Source organism: Streptomyces sp. CB03238, assembly GCF_002099185.1.
In the GTDB taxonomy this organism is placed as follows: domain Bacteria; phylum Actinomycetota; class Actinomycetes; order Streptomycetales; family Streptomycetaceae; genus Streptomyces.
The window spans coordinates 54,876-78,050 of sequence record NZ_NBCN01000008.1 but is presented as its reverse complement, the minus strand read 5'-3'; the positions used below and the strand labels follow the sequence as shown (position 1 = coordinate 78,050).

General features: G+C 72.4%; 20 protein-coding genes and 2 pseudogenes. 12 read left to right on the top strand and 10 right to left on the bottom strand.

Going from position 1 to position 23,175, the window contains the following annotated elements; translation table 11 throughout:
* Positions 1 to 20: 20 nt before the first annotated feature.
* A complete protein-coding gene (locus BKD26_RS16290; protein WP_084898896.1) occupies positions 21 to 1,292 on the bottom strand; it encodes an ABC transporter substrate-binding protein in 1,272 nt (423 codons plus the stop codon).
* A 169-nt stretch (positions 1,293 to 1,461) separates the two neighbouring features.
* Here BKD26_RS16290 and BKD26_RS16285 point away from each other — a divergent pair, with 169 nt between their 5' ends.
* The gene (locus tag BKD26_RS16285; protein ID WP_084898584.1) at positions 1,462 to 1,908 is read left to right on the top strand and encodes a hypothetical protein; all 447 of its coding nucleotides are present in this window, start codon (positions 1,462 to 1,464) and stop codon (positions 1,906 to 1,908) included.
* Positions 1,909 to 1,974: 66 nt separating this feature from the next.
* Positions 1,975 to 2,826: a formyltetrahydrofolate deformylase gene (purU, locus tag BKD26_RS16280; protein ID WP_073757330.1), complete on the top strand. Its 852-nt coding sequence runs from the start codon at positions 1,975 to 1,977 to the stop codon at positions 2,824 to 2,826.
* A 570-nt stretch (positions 2,827 to 3,396) separates the two neighbouring features.
* On the opposite strand, the pseudogene BKD26_RS16275 reads toward purU, so the two are convergent.
* Both BKD26_RS16275 and BKD26_RS16270 read right to left on the bottom strand, forming a co-directional pair.
* A pseudogene (locus tag BKD26_RS16275) lies at positions 3,397 to 4,601 on the bottom strand (zf-HC2 domain-containing protein).
* Complete coding sequence (locus tag BKD26_RS16270) at positions 4,598 to 5,161, bottom strand: sigma-70 family RNA polymerase sigma factor (RefSeq protein WP_084898583.1); 564 nt, start codon at positions 5,159 to 5,161, stop codon at positions 4,598 to 4,600. The pseudogene BKD26_RS16275 and the gene BKD26_RS16270 overlap by 4 nt, the downstream one beginning before the upstream one ends.
* A gap of 226 nt (positions 5,162 to 5,387) precedes the next feature.
* Here BKD26_RS16270 and BKD26_RS16265 point away from each other — a divergent pair, with 226 nt between their 5' ends.
* Together BKD26_RS16265 and BKD26_RS16260 are read left to right on the top strand one after the other, a co-directional pair.
* Positions 5,388 to 5,762 (top strand): STAS domain-containing protein, encoded by a 375-nt coding sequence (locus BKD26_RS16265; RefSeq protein ID WP_084898582.1) that lies wholly within the window; start codon positions 5,388 to 5,390, stop codon positions 5,760 to 5,762.
* A gap of 31 nt (positions 5,763 to 5,793) precedes the next feature.
* On the top strand, positions 5,794 to 6,312 hold the full coding sequence (locus tag BKD26_RS16260; RefSeq protein WP_084898581.1) for an EF-hand domain-containing protein: 519 nt from the start codon (positions 5,794 to 5,796) through the stop codon (positions 6,310 to 6,312).
* Between the two features lie 3 nt (positions 6,313 to 6,315).
* Here BKD26_RS16260 and BKD26_RS16255 read toward each other — a convergent pair whose 3' ends face one another.
* Positions 6,316 to 7,818 carry an AMP-binding protein gene (locus BKD26_RS16255; protein WP_084898580.1) on the bottom strand — a complete coding sequence of 501 codons (1,503 nt, stop codon included), beginning with the start codon at positions 7,816 to 7,818 and terminating at the stop codon, positions 6,316 to 6,318.
* Positions 7,819 to 8,031: 213 nt separating this feature from the next.
* On the opposite strand from BKD26_RS16255, the gene BKD26_RS16250 reads away from it, so the two are divergent.
* The 3 genes from BKD26_RS16250 (at position 8,032) to BKD26_RS16240 (ending at position 10,939) form a co-directional block, all read left to right on the top strand.
* The gene (locus BKD26_RS16250) at positions 8,032 to 9,168 is read left to right on the top strand and encodes an acyl-CoA dehydrogenase family protein (RefSeq protein ID WP_084898579.1); all 1,137 of its coding nucleotides are present in this window, start codon (positions 8,032 to 8,034) and stop codon (positions 9,166 to 9,168) included.
* Positions 9,169 to 9,170: 2 nt separating this feature from the next.
* A complete protein-coding gene (locus BKD26_RS16245) occupies positions 9,171 to 10,037 on the top strand; it encodes an acyl-CoA dehydrogenase family protein (RefSeq protein WP_084898894.1) in 867 nt (288 codons plus the stop codon).
* Positions 10,038 to 10,465: 428 nt separating this feature from the next.
* The gene (locus tag BKD26_RS16240; RefSeq protein WP_084898578.1) at positions 10,466 to 10,939 is read left to right on the top strand and encodes an ATP-binding protein; all 474 of its coding nucleotides are present in this window, start codon (positions 10,466 to 10,468) and stop codon (positions 10,937 to 10,939) included.
* 256 nt (positions 10,940 to 11,195) lie between these two features.
* On the opposite strand, the gene BKD26_RS16235 is transcribed toward BKD26_RS16240, so the two are convergent.
* Positions 11,196 to 12,122, bottom strand: a complete 927-nt coding sequence (locus BKD26_RS16235) for a cyclase family protein (RefSeq protein WP_084898577.1) — start codon at positions 12,120 to 12,122, stop codon at positions 11,196 to 11,198.
* Between the two features lie 90 nt (positions 12,123 to 12,212).
* On the opposite strand from BKD26_RS16235, the gene BKD26_RS16230 reads away from it, so the two are divergent.
* From BKD26_RS16230 to BKD26_RS16220, 3 genes are read left to right on the top strand one after another with little or no spacing between them, the layout of a single operon-like run.
* Positions 12,213 to 13,124 (top strand): SDR family oxidoreductase, encoded by a 912-nt coding sequence (locus BKD26_RS16230; protein WP_084898576.1) that lies wholly within the window; start codon positions 12,213 to 12,215, stop codon positions 13,122 to 13,124.
* 7 nt (positions 13,125 to 13,131) lie between these two features.
* Entirely contained in the window at positions 13,132 to 14,265 is a 1,134-nt protein-coding gene (locus tag BKD26_RS16225) for an acyl-CoA dehydrogenase family protein (RefSeq protein ID WP_084898575.1), read from the top strand.
* Positions 14,262 to 15,317, top strand: coding sequence for a Zn-dependent alcohol dehydrogenase (locus BKD26_RS16220; protein ID WP_084898574.1), 1,056 nt, complete (start codon positions 14,262 to 14,264; stop codon positions 15,315 to 15,317). The genes BKD26_RS16225 and BKD26_RS16220 overlap by 4 nt, the downstream gene beginning before the upstream one ends.
* A gap of 45 nt (positions 15,318 to 15,362) precedes the next feature.
* On the opposite strand, the gene BKD26_RS16215 is transcribed toward BKD26_RS16220, so the two are convergent.
* From BKD26_RS16215 to BKD26_RS16205, 3 genes are read right to left on the bottom strand one after another with little or no spacing between them, the layout of a single operon-like run.
* Positions 15,363 to 15,947, bottom strand: a complete 585-nt coding sequence (locus BKD26_RS16215) for a flavin reductase family protein (protein ID WP_084898573.1) — start codon at positions 15,945 to 15,947, stop codon at positions 15,363 to 15,365.
* A 19-nt stretch (positions 15,948 to 15,966) separates the two neighbouring features.
* The gene (locus tag BKD26_RS16210) at positions 15,967 to 16,842 is read right to left on the bottom strand and encodes an enoyl-CoA hydratase-related protein (protein ID WP_084898572.1); all 876 of its coding nucleotides are present in this window, start codon (positions 16,840 to 16,842) and stop codon (positions 15,967 to 15,969) included.
* Between the two features lie 52 nt (positions 16,843 to 16,894).
* Positions 16,895 to 19,117, bottom strand: coding sequence for an acetate--CoA ligase family protein (locus tag BKD26_RS16205; RefSeq protein ID WP_084898571.1), 2,223 nt, complete (start codon positions 19,115 to 19,117; stop codon positions 16,895 to 16,897).
* A 370-nt stretch (positions 19,118 to 19,487) separates the two neighbouring features.
* Between BKD26_RS16205 and BKD26_RS16200 the strand changes: the two genes are divergently transcribed.
* Positions 19,488 to 19,937, top strand: a complete 450-nt coding sequence (locus BKD26_RS16200; protein ID WP_179166569.1) for a Zn-ribbon domain-containing OB-fold protein — start codon at positions 19,488 to 19,490, stop codon at positions 19,935 to 19,937.
* Positions 19,938 to 19,945: 8 nt separating this feature from the next.
* On the opposite strand, the gene BKD26_RS16195 is transcribed toward BKD26_RS16200, so the two are convergent.
* Positions 19,946 to 20,404, bottom strand: coding sequence for a PPOX class F420-dependent oxidoreductase (locus BKD26_RS16195; protein WP_084898569.1), 459 nt, complete (start codon positions 20,402 to 20,404; stop codon positions 19,946 to 19,948).
* 1,850 nt (positions 20,405 to 22,254) lie between these two features.
* Here BKD26_RS16195 and BKD26_RS16190 point away from each other — a divergent pair.
* A pseudogene (locus BKD26_RS16190) lies at positions 22,255 to 22,689 on the top strand (GNAT family N-acetyltransferase); the annotation flags it as partial.
* A gap of 17 nt (positions 22,690 to 22,706) precedes the next feature.
* Here the strand turns inward: BKD26_RS16190 and BKD26_RS16185 are convergent.
* Complete coding sequence (locus BKD26_RS16185) at positions 22,707 to 23,117, bottom strand: hypothetical protein (protein WP_084898568.1); 411 nt, start codon at positions 23,115 to 23,117, stop codon at positions 22,707 to 22,709.
* Positions 23,118 to 23,175: the final 58 nt, after the last annotated feature.

Genomic DNA, 23,175 nt, shown 5'->3' with positions numbered 1-23,175 from the left:
GTTGACCCGCGGCGGAGGTGCTACAGGGCGGCGGCCTTGCGGAGCGTCGGACCGACGTCCACGAACCCGTCCTTGTGCGCCACCAGCCGTCCCTTGCGTACGACCTGGAACGTGACCTGGTGGTTCACGATCCGCGGGGTGCCCGGCGTACCGAGCATGTCCTCGTAGCGCCAGCGAAGCGGCGGCGTCAGGCCTCCGGTGTCCACCTGGACCCCGCGGGTGAGCGCCTGGCCGATCCGGCTCGCGGTGATCTCCTCGTCGCCGAGCGATTCGACGACCCGGGTCAGGACGGTGTACGCGATCCAGGTCGTCTGGACGCCCGCGTCGGCCGGGTCGATCCGGTTGTCGGCGAAGGCATGCTCCCGGATCACCTGCTTCATCCCGTTCCAGCGCTCGTCGCCCGCCTCCGGGTACCAGCCGGTGATGTAGGCGCCCTCGAAGGGGCCGTTCGCGCCGCCGGTGCGGTCGACGAGCGGCTGGTCGACGCTGCCGAGGACCGAGGAGACCTTGACGTCCCGGCCGTCGGGCGGGAGCCGGCGGAAGGAGTCGAAGAAGTTCGCGGTGTGCTCGCCGAGCGCGGCGGTGACGCAGCCGCCCTCCTCGCCCGCCCGCTTGCGGGACTGCCGGGCCTCGTCGGTGTACTCGCCGGCGTCCTCGGCGGCCGGGATGTCGGCGGCGGTGCGGTGGTGGCCCTGAGCCAGGCCGGAGTTGAGGATGTACGGCAGGTCGGCGCCGGTGATGGAGTCGGGCCGGACGAGGGAGACGCGGTCGCAGGAGTCCGCGAGCTGGACGCCGTTGCCGGCCAGCAGCGCGGCCTGGCCGCCGTTGACGGGGTAGGAGACGGGGCTGCGGAACTCGTCGTCGGTGATGCCGTAGCCGCCGATGTACGGGATGTCCGCGGCCTCCAGCGGGGGCATGAAGGCGCGGCCGTTCTGGCTGTACGAGCCGACGACGGCGACCACGTCCTCCTGGACCGCGCGCCGGGCGCACGCGGCGGCGGCCGTGGGCTCGTTGCCCTCGTTGCAGGTGAGCACGCGCAGCTCCCGGCCGTTGATACCGCCCCGGGCGTTGATCCAGCGGGCGTACGCCTGCCCCATGGCGGGCATGCCGGGCATATTGGTCGCGCGGGTGTTCTCCGGGGCCCAGGTCATCACGGTGACGGGGTCCCTGGAGCCCCCCGTGGCCCCAGGGAGGACCCCGCACCCGGCCAGCAGGCACGCCGAGCCGAGTGCCGCCGCAGTCCTGATGAGGGAGAGGGTGGAGGTGGAGCGTCGCCTGCCATTACCGGTCATGGTCATGCACAATTCCGCCCCATGGGTAACGCGGGAGTGAGGCCGGTTCAACGCTGGGTGACGCCGAGGTGAATTGCGGGGGGCGGTCACCGGGTCTTTCGGGGGAACGTACGATCGAAACGTGTCAGCTTCCGTGAACTCTTCCCGTCGCGGCCGTCGCTCCCCCACCATGGGCGGCATGCCGCTCAACGACATGCCGTGGTGGCGCTGGCGCGCCAACGTACGCTCGGCGCTGCACATGCTCTCCGACCCCGTCTTCCACCAGGAGTGCTGGCTGGCCGGCCTGGAGGGGTACGGGGACGTCACCGACGCCGTGTACCGGCTCGTCGAGGACACCTGGCTGGACAACTGGTCCGCCGAGAAGTACGTCGGGACCATTTTCCGGGACTCCGGCGAGGCCGCGCTGGTCGACGTCGCGGTGCTGCGGGTGCTGCGGATCATGCACCAGGTCGGGCCGGACGCCCCCGTCTCCGCCTACATGGGGCACCACGGCTGGCCGGAGGCGGTACGGGCGGCCCGGGACGCGCACGTACGGCTGGCCGCCAACGACGGCGAGGACCCGGACGCGCCGCCGCGGTCGCTGGACGTGCTGCGGATCATGACGAGTTCCGTGTGACGTCGTGACGTTCCGTGTGACGGACCGCGGTCCGGTGGCCTGCCCCGGATGTGGCATCCTGCCAGGATGACCGACCAGTACGTCCTCACGCTCTCCTGCCCGGACAAGCAGGGCATTGTGCACGCCGTTTCGAGTTACCTCTTCATCACCGGCTGCAACATCGAGGACAGTCAGCAGTTCGGAGACCGGGACACCGGCCTGTTCTTCATGCGGGTCCACTTCTCGGCCGAGGCGCCGGTGACGGTGGACAAGCTGCGCGCGAGCTTCGCGGCGGTCGGGGACTCCTTCGCGATGGACTGGCAGATCCACCGCGCCGACGAGCGCATGCGGGTCGTGCTGATGGTGTCGAAGTTCGGCCACTGCCTGAACGACCTGCTGTTCCGTACGCGGATCGGCGCGCTGCCGGTCGACATCGTGGCGGTCGTCTCCAACCACACCGACTTCGCCGAGCTCGTCGCTTCGTACGACATCCCGTTCCACCACATTCCGGTCACCAAGGACACCAAGGCGCAGGCGGAGGCCGAGCTGCTGGAGCTGGTGCGCGCGGAGAACGTCGAGCTGGTGGTGCTGGCCCGCTACATGCAGGTCCTGTCGGACGACCTGTGCAAGCAGCTGAGCGGCCGGATCATCAACATCCACCACTCGTTCCTCCCGAGCTTCAAGGGCGCCAAGCCCTACCACCAGGCGCACGCGCGCGGCGTGAAGCTGATCGGCGCGACGGCCCACTACGTGACGGCCGACCTCGACGAGGGCCCGATCATCGAGCAGGAGGTCGAGCGGGTGGGCCACGACGTCACGCCGGAGCAACTGGTGGCCATCGGCCGCGACGTGGAGTGCCAGGCGCTGGCCCGCGCGGTCAAGTGGCACGCGGAACACCGCATCCTCCTGAACGGCCGCCGCACCGTCGTCTTCGCGTAGGGGCTCCCCCCTACGAACCCGCCCAGCCCCCGGGCCTCCCGGGCCTCCCGGTGTTGCCCGCCCGGGCATTGCCGATGGGTCCCCTCCGTGGGGGTGTCCTGGGCTCTCCTTCGCAAGCTCAGTCGTTTTACGCCCAGAACACCCCCCACTGCGCGTCCCCCTCCGGGGCCCACCAGAGGTCCAGCCCCCAACCACCTCGCGAGGCCCCCGTCCCCTCGTCAGCGCGCCCGCCCCTCTCGCGGCGCCAAGCTGCCGCGCCGGGGACGTGGGGGTGCCCGCCCCCACGACTGACCTCCCCCCGTCAGGGGCCCGGGGGCGGAGCCCCCGGTTTCGGGAAGGGGCGGGGTGGGGGACAGAAGCCTCGCGCCCCGCCACCCGCGGCGCGGAGCTGCCACGCTGCGGGTGTGGGGGCGCCAGCCCCCACGAGTGACCCCCCGTCGGCGGTCCGGGGCCGGAGCCCCGCCACGCCCCCGCGCGGGGGCAGGGCGCGACGCCCCGGGGCACCGCACCCGCGCGCCCCGGCAGGGGCAGCCGCCGCTCAGGGGCCCGGGGGCGGAGGCCCCGGGGTGGTTACAGGCGGCTCAGGGAGGCCGCGGCGAAGAGGACGTCGCGGATGGCCTCCCGGTCGCCGTCCTGGCCCGCCGCGGCTCCCTCCGGGGTGATGTGGCCCGCCACCAGCTGGCAGAACTCCACGCCGTCCAGCGCCACCTGCGCGACCTTGCGGTCCGGGCAGCCGATCGCCGCCGGGGAGTCCAGGGCGATGTACCAGTCGCCGCCGCCCGAGCCCTCGACCTCCAGGTGGAGCGAGCGGCCGGGCGCGCCGGCCGTCACGAGGTGGCGGGCCGGGGCGGCGAGCCCCGCGCGGCGGCGGTCGGCGAGGGCGGCCGGCAGTAAACGGGCCGCCAGGTCGATCATGCCGTGCAGGTGGGCGCCGCTGGGCGGCTCGTACGGGTAGTCCACGGCGGCCGCGATGTCGTCCGCGTGCACCCAGCACTCGAAGGCCCGGTCGAGCAGCGCGTCGCGCAGCGGCAGGGAGAAGTCGCCGTACGACACGGACAGTTCGGCCACCCCGCGGCCCGCGAAGGAGACCGTGCGGATCAGGGTGTGCGTCTGCTCGCGCCAGGGCTCGCGGACCGCTCTGGTGGGCGGGTGGTGCGCGCCCTGCCAGTACGCCTCGGTGCGCTCGGCCGGGGTCTTGGCCGACAGCGAGTCGTCCAGCCCGATCGCCGTCGCGACTGCAGGTGGCCGATCACCCCGGCGACGGTCGTGCGGCGGCTGACGGACCGGTCGCGCTCGAACCACTTGAGCCGCACCGGCGCGTGCCACTCGGCGTCGCCGATGTCGCGCAGCAGCGCGTCGAGCCGGGCCGTCTCCGCGTCGTAGGGCCCGGCCCAGTCGGGCACGGGGATCTTCGCGGGGCGGCGGCCCAGGCAGTTCTCCAGCACCCGTGAGCGCAGCAGCGGGTCGAGGTCCAGGTCCCGCTCGTGGTGCAGCAGCCCGACCGCGTCCCGCAGCCGCAGCGCCTCCTCCGCGCAGGGCGCGCACTCGGTGAGGTGCTCCTCGACGGCGGTGGTCTCCTCGGGCGAGCAGGCGGACAGCGCCCACGCGCCGAGCAGCGACTGCAGGACCTTGTGCGGCAGGGGAGGTGGTGGGGCCTCGGGGGCGGGCAGCGCCTCGTAGTTGTCGGCGGCCCGCCGCGGGGACGGTATGCGCGGCACGCCGCCCACCTCCTCCTGGCCGTCGTCGTGGCCACCGCCGTCGAGCGGCCCGGTCATAGCGCCCGCCCGTCCAGTGGCCGGGTGTTCGCGGTGGACAGCAGCTGGAGCCCGAGCCGCAGCCGGCGCCGCGCCTCGTCCTCGGTCACGCCGAGGTCCGCGGCGGTCTGGCGGTAGTCCCTGCGCTGGAAATAGGCCAGTTCCAGCGCGGCGCGCAGGGACGCCGGCATGGACTGGACGATGAAGTCCGCGCGGGCGGACACCGCCGCGCGGCGCACCTTCTGCTCCAGCTCCTCCGTGGAACCACCGCCCCGCTCCGCGTACGCCCTGGCCTCCGCCTGGCGCAGCCGGTGCACGGCCTGGCGTCGGGACAGCTTCGCTATCCAGGAGCGCATGGAGCCCTCGCGCCTCGGGTCGTACGCGTCCGGGTTCTCCCACACGTACCCGAACACCTCGCGGGTGACCTGGTCGGCGGCCGACTCGTCGTCGAGAACGCGGTGCGCCGTGTTGTGCACGAGGGAGGCGAACCGGTCGTACAGCTCACCGAGGGCGGCCGCCTCGCCGCGCGCCAGGCGCTGCTGCATCCTGCGGTCCCAACGCGGTGGTGTGTCCTTCGCCATACGGAGCCCTCCCGACCCGACTCCTCTCGAATGTAATGCGCCGCACCGACAACGCGCCCCTCTTTGTGGCAAGTGCGCGCCGGGGGGCTCCGTGACGGTAAGGAAACCGTCACTGTGCGTGGATCGTGTTTCATGGGGGGACGACGGGGCAGCAGCGGCGGAAAGGAAGCACTGCTTCCGGTTGGTTGTCCTGGTGTTCCCGGTTGGATCGGCGAAGGGTAGGCGCGTGACGCTCACGGTGGACGAAGCGGAGCACGGCGCCTGGACCGTGCTCAGCATCCAGGGCGAACTGGACCTGGTCTCCTCACCCGTTGTCCGCAGGTCTGTGCACGAGGCGGTCGCCGAGGGCAGGCGGGACGTCGTCCTGGACCTGTCGCAGGTGCTGTTCTGCGACTCCAGCGGCGTCGGCGTGCTCATCGCGTCCCGCCGGCTGCTGCACTCCTGCCGGGGCCGGCTGCGGCTGATACTGCCCGCCCAGGGGGCCGTGGACGGCTCGCACGTCAACCGGGTCCTGGCCGCCCTCGGCGTACGGCGGCTGTTCTCGGTGTACGCGGACGTCGCCTCCGCGACCGGCGAGGAGGACGAGCAGCTGTCCGCGTGACGGCGGCCCCTTCGCGTCGTACCCTCCCGGCATGGACGCAGAGGACTTGTACCAGCGCCGGATCGCCTCCCGGTTCGCCGCCTTCGACCAGGACGGCAACGGCTATATCTCCCGCGAGGACTTCACGACCGCGGCCACCCGGCTGCTGGAGGAGTTCGGCACCTCGTTCCGTTCGGACAAGGGGCAGGCGCTGGCCGGTGGCGCCGAGGCCTTCTGGCAGGGGCTGGCCGGGATCGCGGACGTGGACGGCGACCAGCGGGTGAGCCGGGGCGAGTTCGTCAGCGGCGCCGTGAAGCGGCTGCGGGACAACCCCGACCGGTTCGCCGAGATCGCCCGCCCCTTCGTGCGCGCGCTGCTCGCCGTCGCCGACCAGGACGGTGACGGAAAGGCCGGGACGGCGGAGGTGGAGCGTGCCCTGCTGTCGCTGGGCGTCGAGTCGCACACGGCCGCGCTCGCGGCCGAGTCGCTGGACCTGGACCGCAGCGGGCTGGTCGACGAGGAGGAGGCCGTCACGGCCTTCGCCCGGTACTTCATGACCCAGGAGCCCTGATCCTCAGGACCCGGAGTAGCGCTCGCGCAGGCGGTACTTGAGCACCTTGCGCAGGGTGTCGTTGCGGGGCAGGGCGTCCACGACCTCCAGTTGCTCCGGCAGCTTGTGGACGGACAGGCCCTCGCCGCGGAGGAACGCGGTCAGCGTGTCGAGGGTCAGGTCTCCGTCGCTCTCGACGACCGCGCACACCCGCTCCCCGCGCTCCGGGTCCGGCAGCCCGATCACCGCCGCGTCCCGTACGGCGGGGTGCCGGTGCAGCAGGTCCTCGATCTCCTTGGCCGAAATGTTCTCGCCCTTACGGATGATGATGTCCTTGACACGTCCGGTGAGCACGAGGTGCCCGGAATTCGTGAGGTGCCCGAGGTCCCCGGTCCTCAGGAAGCCGTCGTCGTCGAACGCCTCGGCGGTCTGCGCCGGGTCCAGATAGCCCTTGCACACCGCCTCACCGCGCAGCCGCACCTCGCCGTCGACGATGCGTATCTCCATCCCTTCCGGCGGCCTTCCCTCGGTGGTGGCGAGGTTCTCGTCGGTGTCGTCCGGGGATCCCATGGTGATCATCGGGACTTCGGTCATGCCGTAGCCGTGGGTGAGGCGGCAGCCCATCTCCCGTACGACGGCGTGGTACAGCTCCGGCGGCTTGGGCGCGCCGCCGCCCGCGAGCAGCCGGAGGGTGGGGATGAGCTTCTCGCCCGGTTGTTTGCGCTGCTCGGCGAGGAACATCGCGTAGAAGGCGGTGGAGCCGCCGGCCGTGGTCACGCCGTGCGCGCGGTAGGCCTCCAGCGAGTCCGGCAGGGCGAACTTCTCGAGGAGGACGGCGGGAAACCCGTACAGCAGGAGCATGACGAGGTAGTCGAGGCCCCCTATGTGGGCGAAGGGGAAGGCGATCGAGCCGACGTCGCCGGCGGTCAGGTGCAGTGCGTGGGCGAGGCAGGAGCCGCCGGCGATCAGTGAACGGTCGGTGTGCAGGACGCCCTTGGGGTCGGACGTCGTGCCGGACGTCCAGTAGATCCAGCGCACGTCCGTCCCGGTGGTGGGGGGCGGTGCGGGCAGGGTGGAGGGATCCGCGTCGGGGAGGGAGTCGTACGCCTCGAAGACGCCGCGTGCGCCGAGGCGGTGCGCCATGGCGGTGTGGTCGAAGCCGCGCCACTTGCCCGGGACGGCGAAGAAGGCGGCCTTGGACTCGCGCAGCGCGAAGCCCACCTCCCGGTCCCGGTGGAAGGGAATGACGGGGGACTGGACGGCGCCGAGGCGGGCCAGGGCGACGGTGAGGACGACGGTTTCGACGCGGGTGGGCAGTTGCCAGGCGACGACGGTGCCGGGGCGTACGCCCATGTTCCACAGCCCGGCCGCCGTCCGCTCGGCGCGGTCGCGAAGGCCGCCGAAGGTGAGGCTCCGGTCGTCCTGGAGGAGGGCGGAGCGGTCGGGGGTGAGGCGGGCGCGGCGTTCGACGAGCTCCCACAGGGTGCGCGAGGCGCCCAGGGCGTGTGCGGTGTCGGTGTCCGGCACGGTGCGCTCCTTCTTGGCTGACGAACCGTCAGTTCGGTGCGGTGAGCGTAGGGCGGTACGCCTTGTCGGTCCAGGGGTGCGGGGCTAGCCTGCGACAGAGACAACTGACGATCCGTCAGAAAATGGAGGCGTCATGACGGAACTGCCTCGCATCATCGGCGTCGGCCCGGACGGGCCGAACGCCACCCGGACGCCCCGCCTGGACCTCGTCTGATGGACCTGGCCCACACGGAGGAGGAAGAGGACTTCCGGGCACGGCTGCGGAAGTGGCTCACGGCCGTGCTGCCCGGCCTGCCGCCGAAACCCGACCCCACCGACTGGCCGGGACGCCGCGCCTACGACACGGCCTGGCAGCGGATGCTGTACGACGCCGGGTACGGCGACCTGCACTGGGCGGCGGCACCCACCCGGCGGCTGATCTTCCTGGAGGAGACCGAGCTGGCCGGCGCGCCCTACGTGGGCGCCAACTTCGTCGGCCTGCTGCACGCCGGCCCGACCATCGCGGCCGAGGGAACGGCCGGGCAGCGCGAGCGGTGGCTTCCGCCGATCCTCAAGGGCGAGAACGTGTGGTGCCAGGGCTTCAGCGAACCGGAGGCCGGATCCGACCTGGCCTCTTTGAGGACCCGCGCGGTACGGGACGGCGACCACTACGTGGTCAGCGGCTCCAAGATCTGGACCTCCCACGCCGAGGTCGCCGACTGGTGCGAACTGCTGGTGCGCACCGACCCGGACGCCCCCAGGCACCGGGGCATCACCTGGCTGGCCATGCCCATGGACGCCCTCGGGGTCACCGTACGGCCGCTGCGCACGCTCGCCGGGACGGCGGAGTTCGCCGAACTGTTCCTGGACGAGGTCCCCGTGCCCGTCGCCAACCGGGTCGGCGAGGAGAACGACGGCTGGCGGGTCACCATGGTCACCCTGTCGTACGAGCGCGGCACGGCGTTCGCCGGCGAGGTGGTGGCCTGCCGCCGGGTCCTGGCCGAGCTGGCGCGCGAGGCGCGGAAGAACGGCCGCTGGGACGACCCCGTGCTCCGGCGCCGACTGGGGCGGCTGAACGCCGAGTTCCGCGCCCTGTGGCGGCTGATCCAGTGGAACGTCAGCGAGGCGGAGGCGACCGGCTCGGTCCCTGGGGTGGGCGGGTCGGTGTTCAAGCTGTGCTACTCGCACGCCCGCCAGGAGCTGTACGACGCGGCCGCCGAGGTGCTGGGCGGCGCCGACGCGCTCGACCTGGACCGGGAGTGGGTCCACGAGCGGCTGTCGTCGCTCTCGTACACCATCGCCGCCGGGACCTCGCAGATCCAGCGCTCCATCGTCGCCGAGCGGATCCTCGGCCTGCCGAAGGGACGGTGAACGTGCCTTTCCGACTGGACGACGACCAGCGGGCGCTGCGGCGGGGCGTACGGGAGCTGCTGGAGGGGCGGTTCGGGCCGGACGTGCTGCGGGCGGCCGTGGAGGGCGGCGGGGGACTCGACCGGGGGCTGTGGCGGGCGCTGGGTGACGCCGGGTTCTTCGCGCTACGGCTGCCGGAGGAGGACGGCGGGGTCGGGCTCGGGCTGCCGGAGGCGGTCCTCGCCTTCGAGGAGGCCGGGCGGGTGCTGCTGCCCGGCCCCCTGGTCGCCACCCACCTCGCGGCCGGGCACGTCCAGGGCGCGGCGGAGGGGGACGTGGTCGTCACCGCCGTGGACGGGACGCTGGTGGAGTGGCTGGACGCCGCCGACGTCGTACGGGGCGGGGAAGCGAGCGGCGCCCGTCCGGTCCGCTCGGTCGACCCCCTGACGCCGCTGCACCGGGTGCCGCGGGGCGCCGCGTACGGGGACCCGGTGGCCGTGCTGCTCACCGCCGCCGAGCAGCTCGGCAGCGCGGGGCGTACGACGGAGATGGCGGCGCGGTACGCGCGCGAGCGGGAGCAGTTCGGCCGCCCCATCGGCGCCTTCCAGGCGGTGGCCCACCTGTGTGCCGGGATGCTGGAGCGCCTGGAGGTGGCGCGCGGCGCGGTGTACGCGGCCGCCGTCACCGCCGATCCCGTGGACATCGCCGCCGCCAAGCTGCTGGCCGACGAGGCGGCGGTACGCGGCGCCCGGGACTGCCTCCAGGTGTACGGGGGCATGGGCTTCACCTGGGAGGCCGACGTGCACCTGCACCTCAAGAGGGCGTGGGTGCGGGCGCGGCGGTGGATGGGAACGGCTGATGCGGAGGAGGCGTGCGCGGCGGCGCTATGAGCCACTGAGAGTGAGGCGTTCCCATAAGGGTGAGGCGGTCACGCAGCGTTGATATCGGGTTGTTGTCTTCCGGGTGCTCGTAACGGGCCGGAGTCGGTGCCTGCTCCGGTAACCTCCGTGGGATGCGAGTGGTTCAGAGGCCGGTGCGTTCCGGTGGTGCCCGTGCGGCAGCTCCGCGCTCGGGAATGCCCGCCGCTCGTGCCCCTCGGTGGCGCGGTGCGCCCCCCTGTTCGACTACCCGCAGCGTGCGTCGCACAGTATGCACCACGCGTACTCCTTCGCGCTGGAATATGCCCGAAGCGCTTGTTGCGGTGACTGTACGTCAACCATGCTGTCCCACAAGGAAATCACGTTCAGTGACAACTGTTACGGCTGTGGTCGCTGTGAGACACGAGGCGATGTGTCCGCCGGTTCGGATGGTGTGAGCGGTGCAGGTGCTTCAGGTGCAGTTGGAGATCGGTCCCGATCCAGCGGAGGTCGGCCGGGCCCGGAGATGGGCGCGGTCACGGCTCGCCGGTTCGGGGATAGGGGATGACGAGCCACTGGCCGAGACGCTGGTGCTGCTCATTTCGGAACTCGTCACCAACGCCGTGGTCCACACCGGCTGTCCGGCCGTGCTGCGGATGCTGTTCGGCGCGGGCGCGACGGAGGCGGGGACGGTACGGGTGGAGGTCGCCGACACCAGCGCCCGCCCCCCGCGCCCGCGTCACGCCGACGGTGACGACACCAACGGGCGGGGCCTGGAGCTGGTCGACGGGCTCGCCGACCGGTGGGGGTGGCAGCGGGAAGGCGCCGGCAAGAGCATCTGGTGCGAGGTGGACCGGGGCGTGCCGGTGGTGACGGGGGTGGTGCGTGAGTCTGGTGGATACGCGCCGTCGTGCGCCGTCACAAATAGGGCGTAACGGATGTATCCCTGAATAGGTGTTGACGGGTGGTGCCTGTCTGATCACCCTTGGAACAGCGATTCGTGGCGAGGGGACGCCGAGGGCTTGACGCCCTCGGCGAGTGCGGGTCGCGGCTCGGCGGCGGCTCCTGTTCAGGGCCCTCGGGGTGAGCCCGCCGGAGCCGGGTGGCGGCCGTCGTGCCGTGCTCGGGGCGCGCACGGGTGCGCCGCCACCCAAGGATTACCCGGCGTACGGGGGTTACCGGGCGCACGCGTCACAGAACCGCCACCGGGGCCACCGGGGTTCCCGTGGCGCCCACGAACGGTTCGGGCATCGCGGCCAGCAGGAACGCGTACCGCCGCTCCTGTGCACAGGCTGTGGACAGTTCCTCCAGGTTCCAGTTCTGGCCCTGGAGCATGCCCATCTCCACCAGGTGCAGCGCGTGCACCGGCAGCCACAGGTCCTCGATCTCCGGCGGAAAGATCTCGAAGGTGAGCGTGTCGTTCGCGACGGCCGCCACATCGCGGGCGTGGAACCACTCGGGCGTACGGACCGACAGGCCCGGCGACGGATACCCGTACGCGTGCTTGTCGCCCGCCAGGTACACCTGCACCTGACCCGTCCGTACGAGCACGATGTCGCCCGCCCGCACGCTCACCCCGCCGAACTCCGCCGCCTCGTCCAGGTCCTCAGGCGTCACGGCGTGGTCGCCCGGCAGCCGCTCGACGCCTTTGGCGTGGGCCACGTCCAGCAGCACCCCGCGCGAGACGATGTGCCGTGCCTTGTCGATGCCGCTGAACTCGCTGCGGCCGTGTGGGGTGATGGAGGTGGCCGGCCGGCCGTTGTAGATCCGGCCCGAGTGCGAGACGTGCGTCAGCGCGTCCCAGTGGGTGCCCGCCTGGAGCCCGAACGTCACGACGTCGTCGCTGGTCGCGACCGTGCCGGGGCCGAACAGCTCCTGGTTGATCTGCACCATGGCGTGCAGCGGGTTGACCCGGCCCGGGATGAGGCCCGTCTGGACGCCGTCCTGGCGCAGCTCCAGCGCGAGCGCGACGCGCAGCCCGCTGCGTACGGCCCCGGCGGCTTCCCGTACGACCTCGTCGGTGATCAGGTTCAGCGTGCCCCGCTCGTCGCCCTCACCCCACCGACCCCAGTTGTTGACGCGCTTGGCGATCTCGTGGAACGCGGCCGGCAGTGACATGGGGCCCTCCCGGGTCTTGTGCTGGCACATCTGACGGACCGTAGAATCTAACGGGTCGTCAGATATGGGAAGTGCGGGAAGGGGCCGGGCATGGGGAACTTCTTGGCAGGCAAGGTCGTCGCCGTGACCGGAGCCGGGCGTGGCATAGGGCGCGCCGTCGCCCTCGCCTGCGCCGCCGAAGGGGCCAGGGTCGTCGTCAACGACTACGGCGTGTCGATCGACGGCGCCGCGCCCACCTCGGACGTCGCGGCGGCCGTCGTCAAGGAGATCGTCGCGGCGGGCGGCGAGGCCGTCGCCGTCGCCGACGACATCTCCACCATGGCGGGCGGACAGCGCGTCGTGGACACCGCGCTCGCCCAGTACGGCCGGATCGACGGCGCCGTGTGCGTCGCCGGCATCCTGCGCGAACGGATGCTCTTCAACATGTCCGAGGAGGAATGGGACCCGGTCCTCGCGACACACCTGAAGGGCACGTTCACCGTCTTCCGCGCCGCCTCCGCGGTGATGCGCAAGCAGGGAGGCGGGACGCTGATCGGCTTCACCAGCGGCAACCACCAGGGATCGGTCTCCCAGGCCAACTACTCCGCCGCCAAGGGCGGCATCATTTCGCTGGTCCGCAGCGCGGCGCTGGGGCTGCACAAGTACGGCGTCACGGCCAACGCCGTCGCGCCCGTCGCCCGTACCCGCATGTCCGCCAACGTCCCCATGGAGCTCAAGGAGATCGGCGACCCGGAGGACGTCGCCGCCCTCGTCGTCTACCTGCTCTCCGACCGGGCCCGCGCCGAGAAGATCACGGGGCAGGTGTACACCATCGCCGGACCCAAGATCGCGGTGTGGGCGCAGCCGCGCGAGCTGCGGGCGGCGTACGCGGCCGAGCCCTGGACGCCCGAACGGATCGCCGAGTTCCTGCCCGGGACGGTCGGCACCGACCCCATGCCGCTGCTGGAGCGGCTGGAGGAGATGGCCAGGGCGGCGGCCACCGACTCCCGCCCGAACGCGTAGGCCCGTCATGGACTTCGCGTTCGGGGCGGAGGACGAGGCCTTCCGGGGCGTCGCGCGGGAGTGGCTCGCGGCGCACCCCTGGGGTGAGGGCGGGCGTGCCTGGGAGCGGGAGCTGGGCGCGGACGGCTGGATCGGGCTCGGGTGGGAGACGGCAGGCTACGGCAACCGGCGGGCCACGCTCACCCAGCAGGTCGTCTGGGCCGAGGAGTACGCGCGCGTGGGGGCGCCCGGCCGGGTCGGCCACATCGGCGAGAAGCTCCTCGCGCCGACCCTGCTCGCGTACGGGGACGAGGAGCAGCGGAACCGGTTCCTCCCCGGTATCGCGCGCGGCGAGGAACTGTGGTGCCAGGGCTACAGCGAGCCGGGCGCCGGATCGGACCTCGCGGGGCTGCGGACCCGGGCCGAGCGGGACGGGACCGTATACCGGGTCAGCGGGCAGAAGATCTGGACCTCCCTCGCGCGGGACGCCGACTGGTGCTTCGTCCTGGCCAGAACTGAGGCGGGTTCCACACGCCACCATGGGCTGTCCTTCCTGCTGGTGCCCATGGACCAGCCCGGCCGGATCGAGGTACGGCCCATCCGCCAGATCACCGGGACCAGCGAGTTCAACGAGGTCTTCTTCGACGGGGCGGAGGCGGACGCCGCCCACGTCGTCGGCGGGGAGGGGAACGGCTGGCGGGTCGCCATGGGGCTGCTGGCGGTCGAGCGGGGCGTGTCGACGCTCGTCCAGCAGATCGGGTTCGAGGCGGAACTGGGGCGGGTGCTGCGGCTGGCCGTGGAGAGCGGGGCGGTCGCCGACCCCGTACTGAAGGACGCCCTCGTACAGCAGTGGGCCGAGCTGCGGGTGATGCGGTGGAACGCGCTGCGGACGCTGGGCGGTTCGGGGGACGCGGGCGCGCCGAGCGTGGCCAAGCTGCTGTGGGGGCGGTGGCACCAGCGGCTCGGCGAGCTGGCCATGCGGGTACGGGGCGCGGCGGGCGCGACCGGGCCGGGGGCGTGGTCGCCGGGCTCGTACCCACTCGACGACCTTCAGCACATGTTCCTCTTCAGCCGGGCCGACACCATCTACGGCGGCTCGGACGAGATCCAGCGCGACATCATCGCCGAGCGGGTGCTCGGCCTGCCCAAGGAGCTTCGATGAAGGGTGTGCTCTTCGACGGTGAGCGGGCGCGGGTCGTCGACGACCTCGTCGTACGGGATCCGGGGCCGGGCGAGGTGCTGGTGGGGATCGCGGCGGCCGGGCTGTGCCACAGCGACCTGTCGGTGATCGACGGGACGATTCCGTTCCCGGTCCCGGTGGTGCTCGGGCACGAGGGCGCGGGGGTCGTGGAGGCGGTGGGGACGGGGGTGACGCATGTGGCTCCCGGTGACCATGTGGCGCTCTCGACGCTGGCGAACTGCGGGGCGTGCGCCGACTGCGACCGAGGGCGGCCCACGATGTGCCGGCGGGCGATCGGGCGGCCGGGGAGGCCGTTCTCGCGGGGGAACGGGGCCCCGGTCCACCAGTTCGCGTGCAACTCAGCCTTCGCCGAGCGCACGGTCGTCCGCGCCGTGCAGGCGGTGAAGATCCCGCGGTCCATCCCCATGGCCTCGGCCGCCCTCATCGGCTGCGGCGTCCTGACGGGCGTCGGAGCCGTACTGAACCGCGCCCGGGTCGCCCACGGCGAGACCGTCGTCGTCATCGGCGCGGGCGGCATCGGCCTCAACGTCCTCCAGGGCGCACGGCTCGCGGGCGCGTCCGTGATCGTCGCGGTGGACGCCAACCCCGCGAAGGAGGCGGCGGCACGGAGGTTCGGCGCCACGCACTTCCTCCCCGGCACGAGCGGCGTACGGGACGTGCTGCCGACGGGCGCCGACCACGTCTTCGAGTGCGTGGGCCACGTCGGACTCGTACGGCAGGCGATCGACCTCCTCGACCGGCACGGCCAGGCCATCCTGCTCGGCATGACCGCGCCGGCCGCCGAGGCGACGTTCCCGCCCGCCGCGATGTTCCTCGACAAGTCGATCCTGGGCTGCCGGTACGGCAGTTCGCGGCCGCAGCACGACATCCGGCGGTACGCCGAGCTGTACGAGCGGGGCGCGCTGCTGCTCGACGAGCTGGTCACCGAGACGTACCCCGTCGAGGACTTCGCCAAGGCGGCCGACGACGCCCACCACGGGCGGGTGGCGCGGGGCGTGCTGGTATTCCGCTAGACCGGCGGGGAGGGGCCCTGGTCGTACGGGGGCGGCGGGAGCCGGTCACGGCATGAGGCGGCCGAAGCCGCCCCGGTGGAACAGCAGCGGGTCACCGTCGTCGGCCGCGCCCAGTGCCTCCACGCGGCCCACCACGATCAGGTGGTCGCCGCCCGTGTGCACGGCCTGGACCACGCAGTCGATCCACGCCGGGACGCCCGCCAGGCGCGGGGAGCCCGTGCCCGGCGCCGCGTCGTACGGGACGCCCGCGAACTTGTCTGTCCCCGCCGACCCGCTCACCGCGAACGCCCGGCACAGCCCGGCCTGGTCCGCACCCAGGACGTTCACGCAGAAGGCCCCGGCGTGGGCGATACGGGGCCACGTCGTGGACGTACGCGCCACCATGAAGGCGACCAGGGGCGGGTCCAGCGACAGGGACGCGAAGGACTGGCAGGCGAACCCCGTGGGGCCTTCCGTGTCGTACGCCGCGACGACCGTGACCCCGGTCGCGAAGTGCCCCAGTACGCGCCGGAACTCGGCCGGATCGACGGGCAGCCGCTCGTCCTCCCGCACCGCCCGCAGCACCGGCGGCGCCTCACCGGCCGTCGGCGCCCCGACGGACCTCAGATACCGGACCGCCGTGGCCGCCATTCCCGCGTGTCCCATCACGTCACTCACCCCTGTACCGGGGCGTGCGGCGCTCCAGGAAGCTCGCCACGCCCTCATTGGCGTCGTGCGTCGTCATGTTGATCTCCTGTGCGGCCGCCTCGGCGGCGAACGCGGTGGCGCGATCGGTGTCGAGCGAGGCGTTGACCAGCTGTTTGGTGAGGGCGATGGCCCGCGTCGGACCGGCGGCGAGGCGCTCCGCCCAGGTGCGGGCCGTCTTCTCCAGCTCGCCGTCCGGGACGACCCGGTTGACCAGGCCCATGTCACGGGCATCGTGCGCCGCGAGCGCGTCACCGAAGAACATCAGCTCCTTCGCGCGCTGCGGCCCGACCAGGCGAGGCAGCAGATACGCCCCGCCGCCGTCCGGGACCAGTCCACGGCGCGCGAACACCTCGATGAACCGCGCCGATTCGGCCGCCAGGACCAGGTCGCAGGCGAACGCGAGGTGCGCGCCGATCCCGGCGGCGGTGCCGTTGACGGCCGCGATCACCGGCTTCTCGCAGTCCAGCACGGCGGCGATGAGACGCTGCGCCCCGTGGCGGATGGTGCGTGCGACGTCGCCCGCGACGCGGCTCCGGCCCCCGGCCGGTGTGGCACGAAGGTCGGCACCGGCGCAGAAGCCCTTGCCGGTGGCGGTGAGGACGACGGCTCGTACGCCGGTGTCGGCGGAGGCGTCGGCGAGCAGCGCGATGAGGCGTTCCCGCTGGGGAGGGGTGAGGGCGTTCAGCGTGTCGGGGCGGTTGAGGGTGATCCACGAGACGCCGTTGTCAGTGGCGTGCAGTACCAATGACTCAAGCGACTTTTCGGGGGATTGTGCGGGGGATTCGTCGGCGGATTGTCCGGCGGATTGTTCGGCGGATTGTTCGCGGGAGGAAGTCATGCTGTCCCTTTCGGCTTCACCAGCCCGGTCACCGGCCCGGTCATCGGCCCCGTCACCGGCACACGGCCATCGCGTCCAGTGCCACCGCGCCCTGGCCGCGCTCCAGCACCATCAGCGGGTTGATGTCCAGCTCCGACAGCTGGTCACCCAGCTCCAGCGCCATCCGCTGCACCCGCAGCACGACCTCCACCAGCGCCTCCACGTCCCTCGGTGGCGCACCCCGTACGCCGTCCAGCAGGGCCCTCCCGCGCAGTTCCGCGAGCATGGCCCGCGCCTGGTCCTCGCCGAAGGGCGGTACGCGTACGGCGGTGTCCCGCAGCACCTCCACCAGGACGCCGCCCAGGCCGACGGTCACCGTCGGGCCGAACAGGTCGTCGTGCGTCACGCCCACCACCATCTCGACGCCCCGGTCGACCATCTGGCAGACCAGGATGCCGTCCAGCTCGGCGCCCTCGTAGCGGGCGATGTCGGTGAGCTCGCGGTACGTGTCGCGGACCTGGCTCGCGGAGGTCAGGCCGACCCTGACCAGGCCGAGTTCGGTCTTATGGGCGATCTGCGGGGCGGACGCCTTCATCACGACCGGGTATCCGACCAGGCTCGCGGCCCGGACGGCCGCCGCCGCGCTGGTCACCAGCTGCTCGCGCGGCACGCGGATGCCGTACGCCCGCAGCAGCTGCTTGGCCGCGTGCTCGCTCAGGCGGTGGCCGGGGCGCATCAGTGCCTGCGCCTTGCGGTACGAGGGGGACGGTATGCGTGGCGCTTCGTCGAAGGGCGAGCGGTACGCCCGGGTGAACCGGTGGTGGTCCAGGTAGGCGCGGACGGCGGTGACGCAGTTGCCGAAGGTGCGGAAGGTGGCCACGCGCGAGGAGCCGAGGAGCGTCTCGCGGTACGCGGCCTCGGTGCCCACCGGCGACCCCCACACCACGCACACCAGCTTGTCGGTGTGTTCCGCCGCGTCCACCAGGTCCTGGGCCAGCTTGTCGCTCATGGGCGGGAAGGGCCCGGTGATCGGGCAGATCAGGACACCGACGTCCGGGTCGGCGAGGAGAGCGTCGATGATCTTGCGGCCGCGCCAGTCGCCGACCGGGTGGCCGCCGTTGTCGACGGGGTTGGCGACGTTCAGGTAGCCGGGTATCCACTGGTGGAGCTCGTCCTGCCGGGCCGGCGACAGCACCGGCAGCCGCAGCCCGGCGGCGGTGGCCAGGTCCGCGAAGTGGGCGCCCGTTCCGCCCGAGATCGAATACACCACGACGCCGTCCGCCACCGGCCGGCGGGCCCGCGCGAGCAGGGTGGCGGTGTCCTGGAGTTCGTCGAGTCCGTCGACCCTGATCACGCCGAACTGCCGCATGGCCGCGTCCACCACCTGGTCGGCGCCGGTCAGCTTGCCGGTGTGGGAGGCGGCCGTCCGCGCACCGGCCGACGTGCGGCCGACCTTCACGGCGACGACGGGCACGCCGCGCCGTGCCGCGCGGTCGGCGGCGAGCAGGAAGGAGCGTCCGTCCTTGATGCCCTCCAGGTAGCAGGCGATGGCTCCGACCCCGGGACGCTCGGCGAAGTAGGAGAGGAAGTCGGCGGCCTCCAGGTCGGCCTCGTTGCCCGTGGGCGCCCAGTGGGAGAGGCGTACGCCCAGCTCTTGCAGGGCGTACAGGGGCCGGCCCTGGTGGCCGGACTGGGTGATCAGCGCGATCGCCGGGCCGTCGAGGTCGTCGCGGAACTCCTCGAAGGCGTTGAGGTTGGTGTTCGGGCCCAGCAGCCGTAGCCCGGAGCGTTCGGCGGCGGCCGCGAGGCGGGCCTGGGCGGCCGCGCCCGCCTCGCCGGTTTCGGCGAAGCCGGACGCGAAGGCGACGGCGAACCTGGCCTTGGCGGCGCCCAGTTCCTCGACGACCGGCAGTGGGTCGGCGACCAGGAGTACGGCGACGTCGACGGGCTCGGGCAGGTCGGCGACGGAGGGTACGCAGTCGAGCCCGAAGACCGACCGGCGGCTGGGGTGCACCGGGTGCAGCCGGGCGCCGACCCGCTCGGCCCAGCGGAGCAGCTGCCTGGTGATCCCGGTGTTGGGGCGCCCCTCGGTGTCGGACGCCCCGACGACGGCGACGGACTCGGGCCGGAAGAGCCGGTCCAGGTCGGGAACGGAGGCGTGCAGGGGGCGACCGCTGACGTCCAGGTCGCCCTCGGTCGCGGCGGTGCCGTGGACGGCGGCTCCGGTGGTCTGCCCGCAGGCCACCACGCGGGCGCGGAGATCGGTGGTGAGGGTGCCGTGGGTCGATCCAAGCATCGTTCCGCCGCTCCTGCTCGTCGTGGCTCGTCGTGTGCTCGTCGGGTGCTCGACGGGTGCTCGTCGTGTCGTCGGGCCTAGAACTGACGCAGTGTCAGATTAGCGAACTGATGAGACATCAGGAACAGGGTGTCAGGGATCGGTAAGGGGTTCGTTGATCACCACCCCGCTCCCGTCCGGCAGGCTTCGACATTGATCGGGGCGCGCGTGGGTGACGGAGTCCTGCCCCTTGCGCCGGGACCCGGCATCCGATCAACTGACGTAACGTCAGGTTGGGATGGGAGGGACCCGGAATGCAGACCGTTTGGCTCAGCGGCGCCGAATCGTGGCACACCTGCTCCCTGGACAGCGCGCCCAGCTGGGTCGGCGCATGAACCCGGCCGTACCGGATATCGACGCCTTCACCCGCGTGTACTGGGACGCCGCCGCCGAGGGCCACCTCCTCATCAGGCGGTGCGGCACCTGCGGACGGGCCCACCACTACCCGCGCGAGTTCTGCCCCCACTGCTGGGGCGAGGACGTCACCTGGGAGCGGGCGAGCGGCCGCGCCACGCTCTACACCTGGTCCGTCGTCCACCGCAACGACCTGCCGCCCTTCGCCGCGCGCACGCCCTACACGGCAGCCGTCGTCGACCTCGCGGAAGGCCCACGCCTGATGACCCTGCTCGTCGACTGCCCGGAGCGGGACCTGCGGATCGGCATGCCGCTCACGGTCACCTTCCGAGTGGAGGCGGAGGGAGAAGGGGGAAGGGAAGGGGGAGGGGAAGGGCGAGGGGAAGGGGACGACCGGGTGGCGGTTCCCGTCTTCCGGCCGGCCTGAAGCCCGCTCTAGCCCTTGATGTCGAGCGCCGTGCCGTAGAGCCGGCCCACCTTCAACCGGATGACCACCCGTCGTTCCGTGACCAGTTGCTCCAGGAACGCGTCTTCGTCCTCCGGCTTCGCCGCCTTCGGGATCATCGCCAGCAGCTCCCGCCCCACGGCGTCCCCCGGAACGGTCGTCGCCTCCGACACCTCGGCCTCGCCCTCCGCGACGGCGAAGGACCACATGTCACCACCCGGCACGTGCAGAGCCGCGCGCGGGTCCCGCAGCAGGTGCTTCACCTTGACGCGTTCCGCCGTGGTGGAGAACCGCACGATGCGGGCCTGGGGGTCCCAGCTGTACAGCATGGTGGTCAGATGAGGATGACCACTCCGCTTGTTCGTCGCGAGGGTCCCGAACTGCTGCGTGCCCAGCAGGTCGGAGAGGGCCTCATCGGACAGGGGGCGCGGTGCGGGGCCTTGAGTCATGCCTACGCAACTTCCGTACGCCCAACGGAATTCCGCGCCGCCCGTTCGGCGGGTGAACGCCCTGTTCATGGTGGGCGTGTGGGCCGCCCTCTCTCCGAGTGTGGCGGGCTCCGGCGCCCCGTCAAGGGCGCTCCCTTCGGTCGCGTCGCTTCGCGATGTCGCTGCGCTCCACCCTTGACCGGCCGCCTCCGCCCGCCTTTTCCCACTCGGAGGGCGGCCCGGGGGAACGGGTCCACGGGGGGCCACTCTGCGGTGCGGGGTTCGTGGCCGAGGCGGCCGGGCCGGTGGATGCGCGTCAGTGGAATGGGGCGGTGGCGGCTTGGCTAAGCGGCTGCGGCTCGTCTTTCGGCTGAGGCACAGGACCTCGCTTCGGTGGGTGGTGGGTACGCGGCAGTGGTGTGGGGCATCCGGGGTCGGCTCGGCGGCTGCGGCCGGGTGGCGGGTTGGGGTTCAGGCGGGTGGCTGGGGTGGGGTGGTGGCTGGGCCGTGGTGTGGCCCCGCCTGGCCGGGGGTGCAGGCGGGGGTGCGTAGGTGGCCCGGCCTGTCGGCTCCCTGGCCCGGTCGGGCCCTGTGCCGCCCATGGCTGCTCCCCGCCTGTCACACAGGGAGGTCTCACCCGTCTCCTTGGTCACACCAGCACCGGGCTCGGGGAGTTGTGTGCGGAGTAGGACACCTTCCCGCCGTGGTGTCCGGGCTCTGGGTGTCCTATCCCGCCCACAACTCCGGCGAGACGATACGGCTGTGACGGGAGGGGGCGGAGGGGCCGCCCTGTGGGTCCGATGAGGTGTCCGGGACCCCCGGGACTGCCCAGAGCAGCAGTGGGGCCGGGAAGGCCGCACCCCGTTCCTGTGCCGGACAGGAGGCAGCACCTTCCGGGGCACCGGTGTCCCCCGCCGGACTCCTGGAGGCGAGGGGACTGGGCCCCGCCCCGAGGGCCGGGCCGACCTGGCCTGTGACGGGACACGACGGCCGGCGCCTGGCGTCAGGCGGGCGCGGCATGCGGGGCCCTAACTGATCGTTTCAGAATGAGGTTCGGAGTTGTCGCAAGCGGATGATGCCGCAGGCGAGTTGGAGCAGTTCGCCGTCACACCGGCACCAGGGCTGCGGAGTTGTGGGCGGAGTAGGACACCTCCCGACCATGAGCGTCTGGGCACAGGGTGTCCCATCCCGCCCACAACCCCGGTGTCCGATACGGGTGGGACTGGAGTGGCCGCCCCTTCCGGACCTCCCCGGCAGGGGAGCATCGGGCGTGCCCCGGCGGCCGGTGTCGGCGGCCGGACCGACCCGGCCGCGCCCGACTGGCCGGGAGGCCGGGCCATGCCTGGTCCTGCCGTCCCGGTGCCCGCCGTGTCCCGGCCGCGTCCCGGCCGGGTGGGGCTTCGCCCTGGCCCAGCCCCCGACCCACCCCAGCCACGTGCCTGAACCCCGACCACCTCACCCGCCCGCAGTCGCCGAGCCGACCCCGGATGCCCCATTGCACTGGGGCGCACCCACCACCGGCAGGAGCGAGGTCTTGTGCCGCAACCGAGAGACGGGGGTCAGCCGCTTAGCCGTGCCGCCACCGCCCCATTCCACTGCTGCGCATGGACCGGCCGGGCTGCCTCGGCCACGAGCCCGACTCTTGCGGCTGGCCCTCCGGATGCCTGCTCCCCGGGGCCGCCCTCCGAGAGAAAACGCGCGGGTGGAGGCGGCCTGTCAAGGGTGGCCGTAGGCCATCGGCGAAGCCGACGCGAAGCGCCCTTGACAGGGTGCCGGAGCCCGCGACTCTCGGAAGGGAGGGCGGCCCGGAACGGTGCCCGAACCGGTTGGCCCGCCCGCCAGGGTGAGCCCGGCGGGGTAGCGTGGTGATCATGGTGGACTGGGGCATGCGGCCGGCGTCGGTGGGGGACGTCGAGGCGGTGGCCGAGTTGCGTGCCGTGGTGCTGCGGGATGACCTGGTGCGGCTCGGGCGGTATGACGAGCAGCGGGTGCGGCAGCGGCTGCGGGAGGGATTCGAGCCGGCGCACACCTGGGTGATCGAGGTGGGCGGCGCGTTCGCCGGCTGTGTGGCGCTGCGGCGGGCTGAGGACGCCCACTGGCTGGAGCACTTCTACCTGGCTCCCCATCTGCAGGGCAGGGGAGTCGGTTCGGGTGTGCTGGACAGGCTGCTGGGACGGTGCGACCGCGACGGCGCCCTTGTCCGGCTGAACGTGCTGCAGGGCAGTCCGGCCCGGCAGCTGTACGAGCGGCATGGGTTCACCGTCGAGACCGAGGACCCGGTGGACGTGTTCATGGTGCGCAAGCCGCACGTAACCCCGCCCGTTCAGTCGTCCGGTGGCAGGCACAGTTGTGCGGTGACCACCTGGTGCAGCAGCTCAGGGTCGACGAACTCGCCCTCGGTGGGCGGGTCGCAGCGCCAGGACAGGGGATAGGTGTTCCCGCTCGGGGCGGGGATGCCCACGTACTGGTCGCGGGCGGAGGGGCCGAAGCAGGTAGCGCCCGGGGGCCAGGGGTATTCCTTGCTGCTGCCCGGTGGGATCAGGAAGTAGGTCCACCGTCCGCCCGAAACCTCGCGTACGACGGGCCCCGGGCGTCCGTCGGTGGCTGCCGCCAGGTGGTGCAGGACGGCTTCGCCCCGGACGCCGCGTACGCGGATGGCGTCGAAGTGGATTCCGGCGAGCCGCAGTTGAAGCCCGGAGGCGGGGACCCATTCGGGGAGTTTGTCGGTCGTCATGGCTACGAGGATCGGGTCCGTTGCGTAGCGTGACCAGGGGGACACGATCCACTTCGGG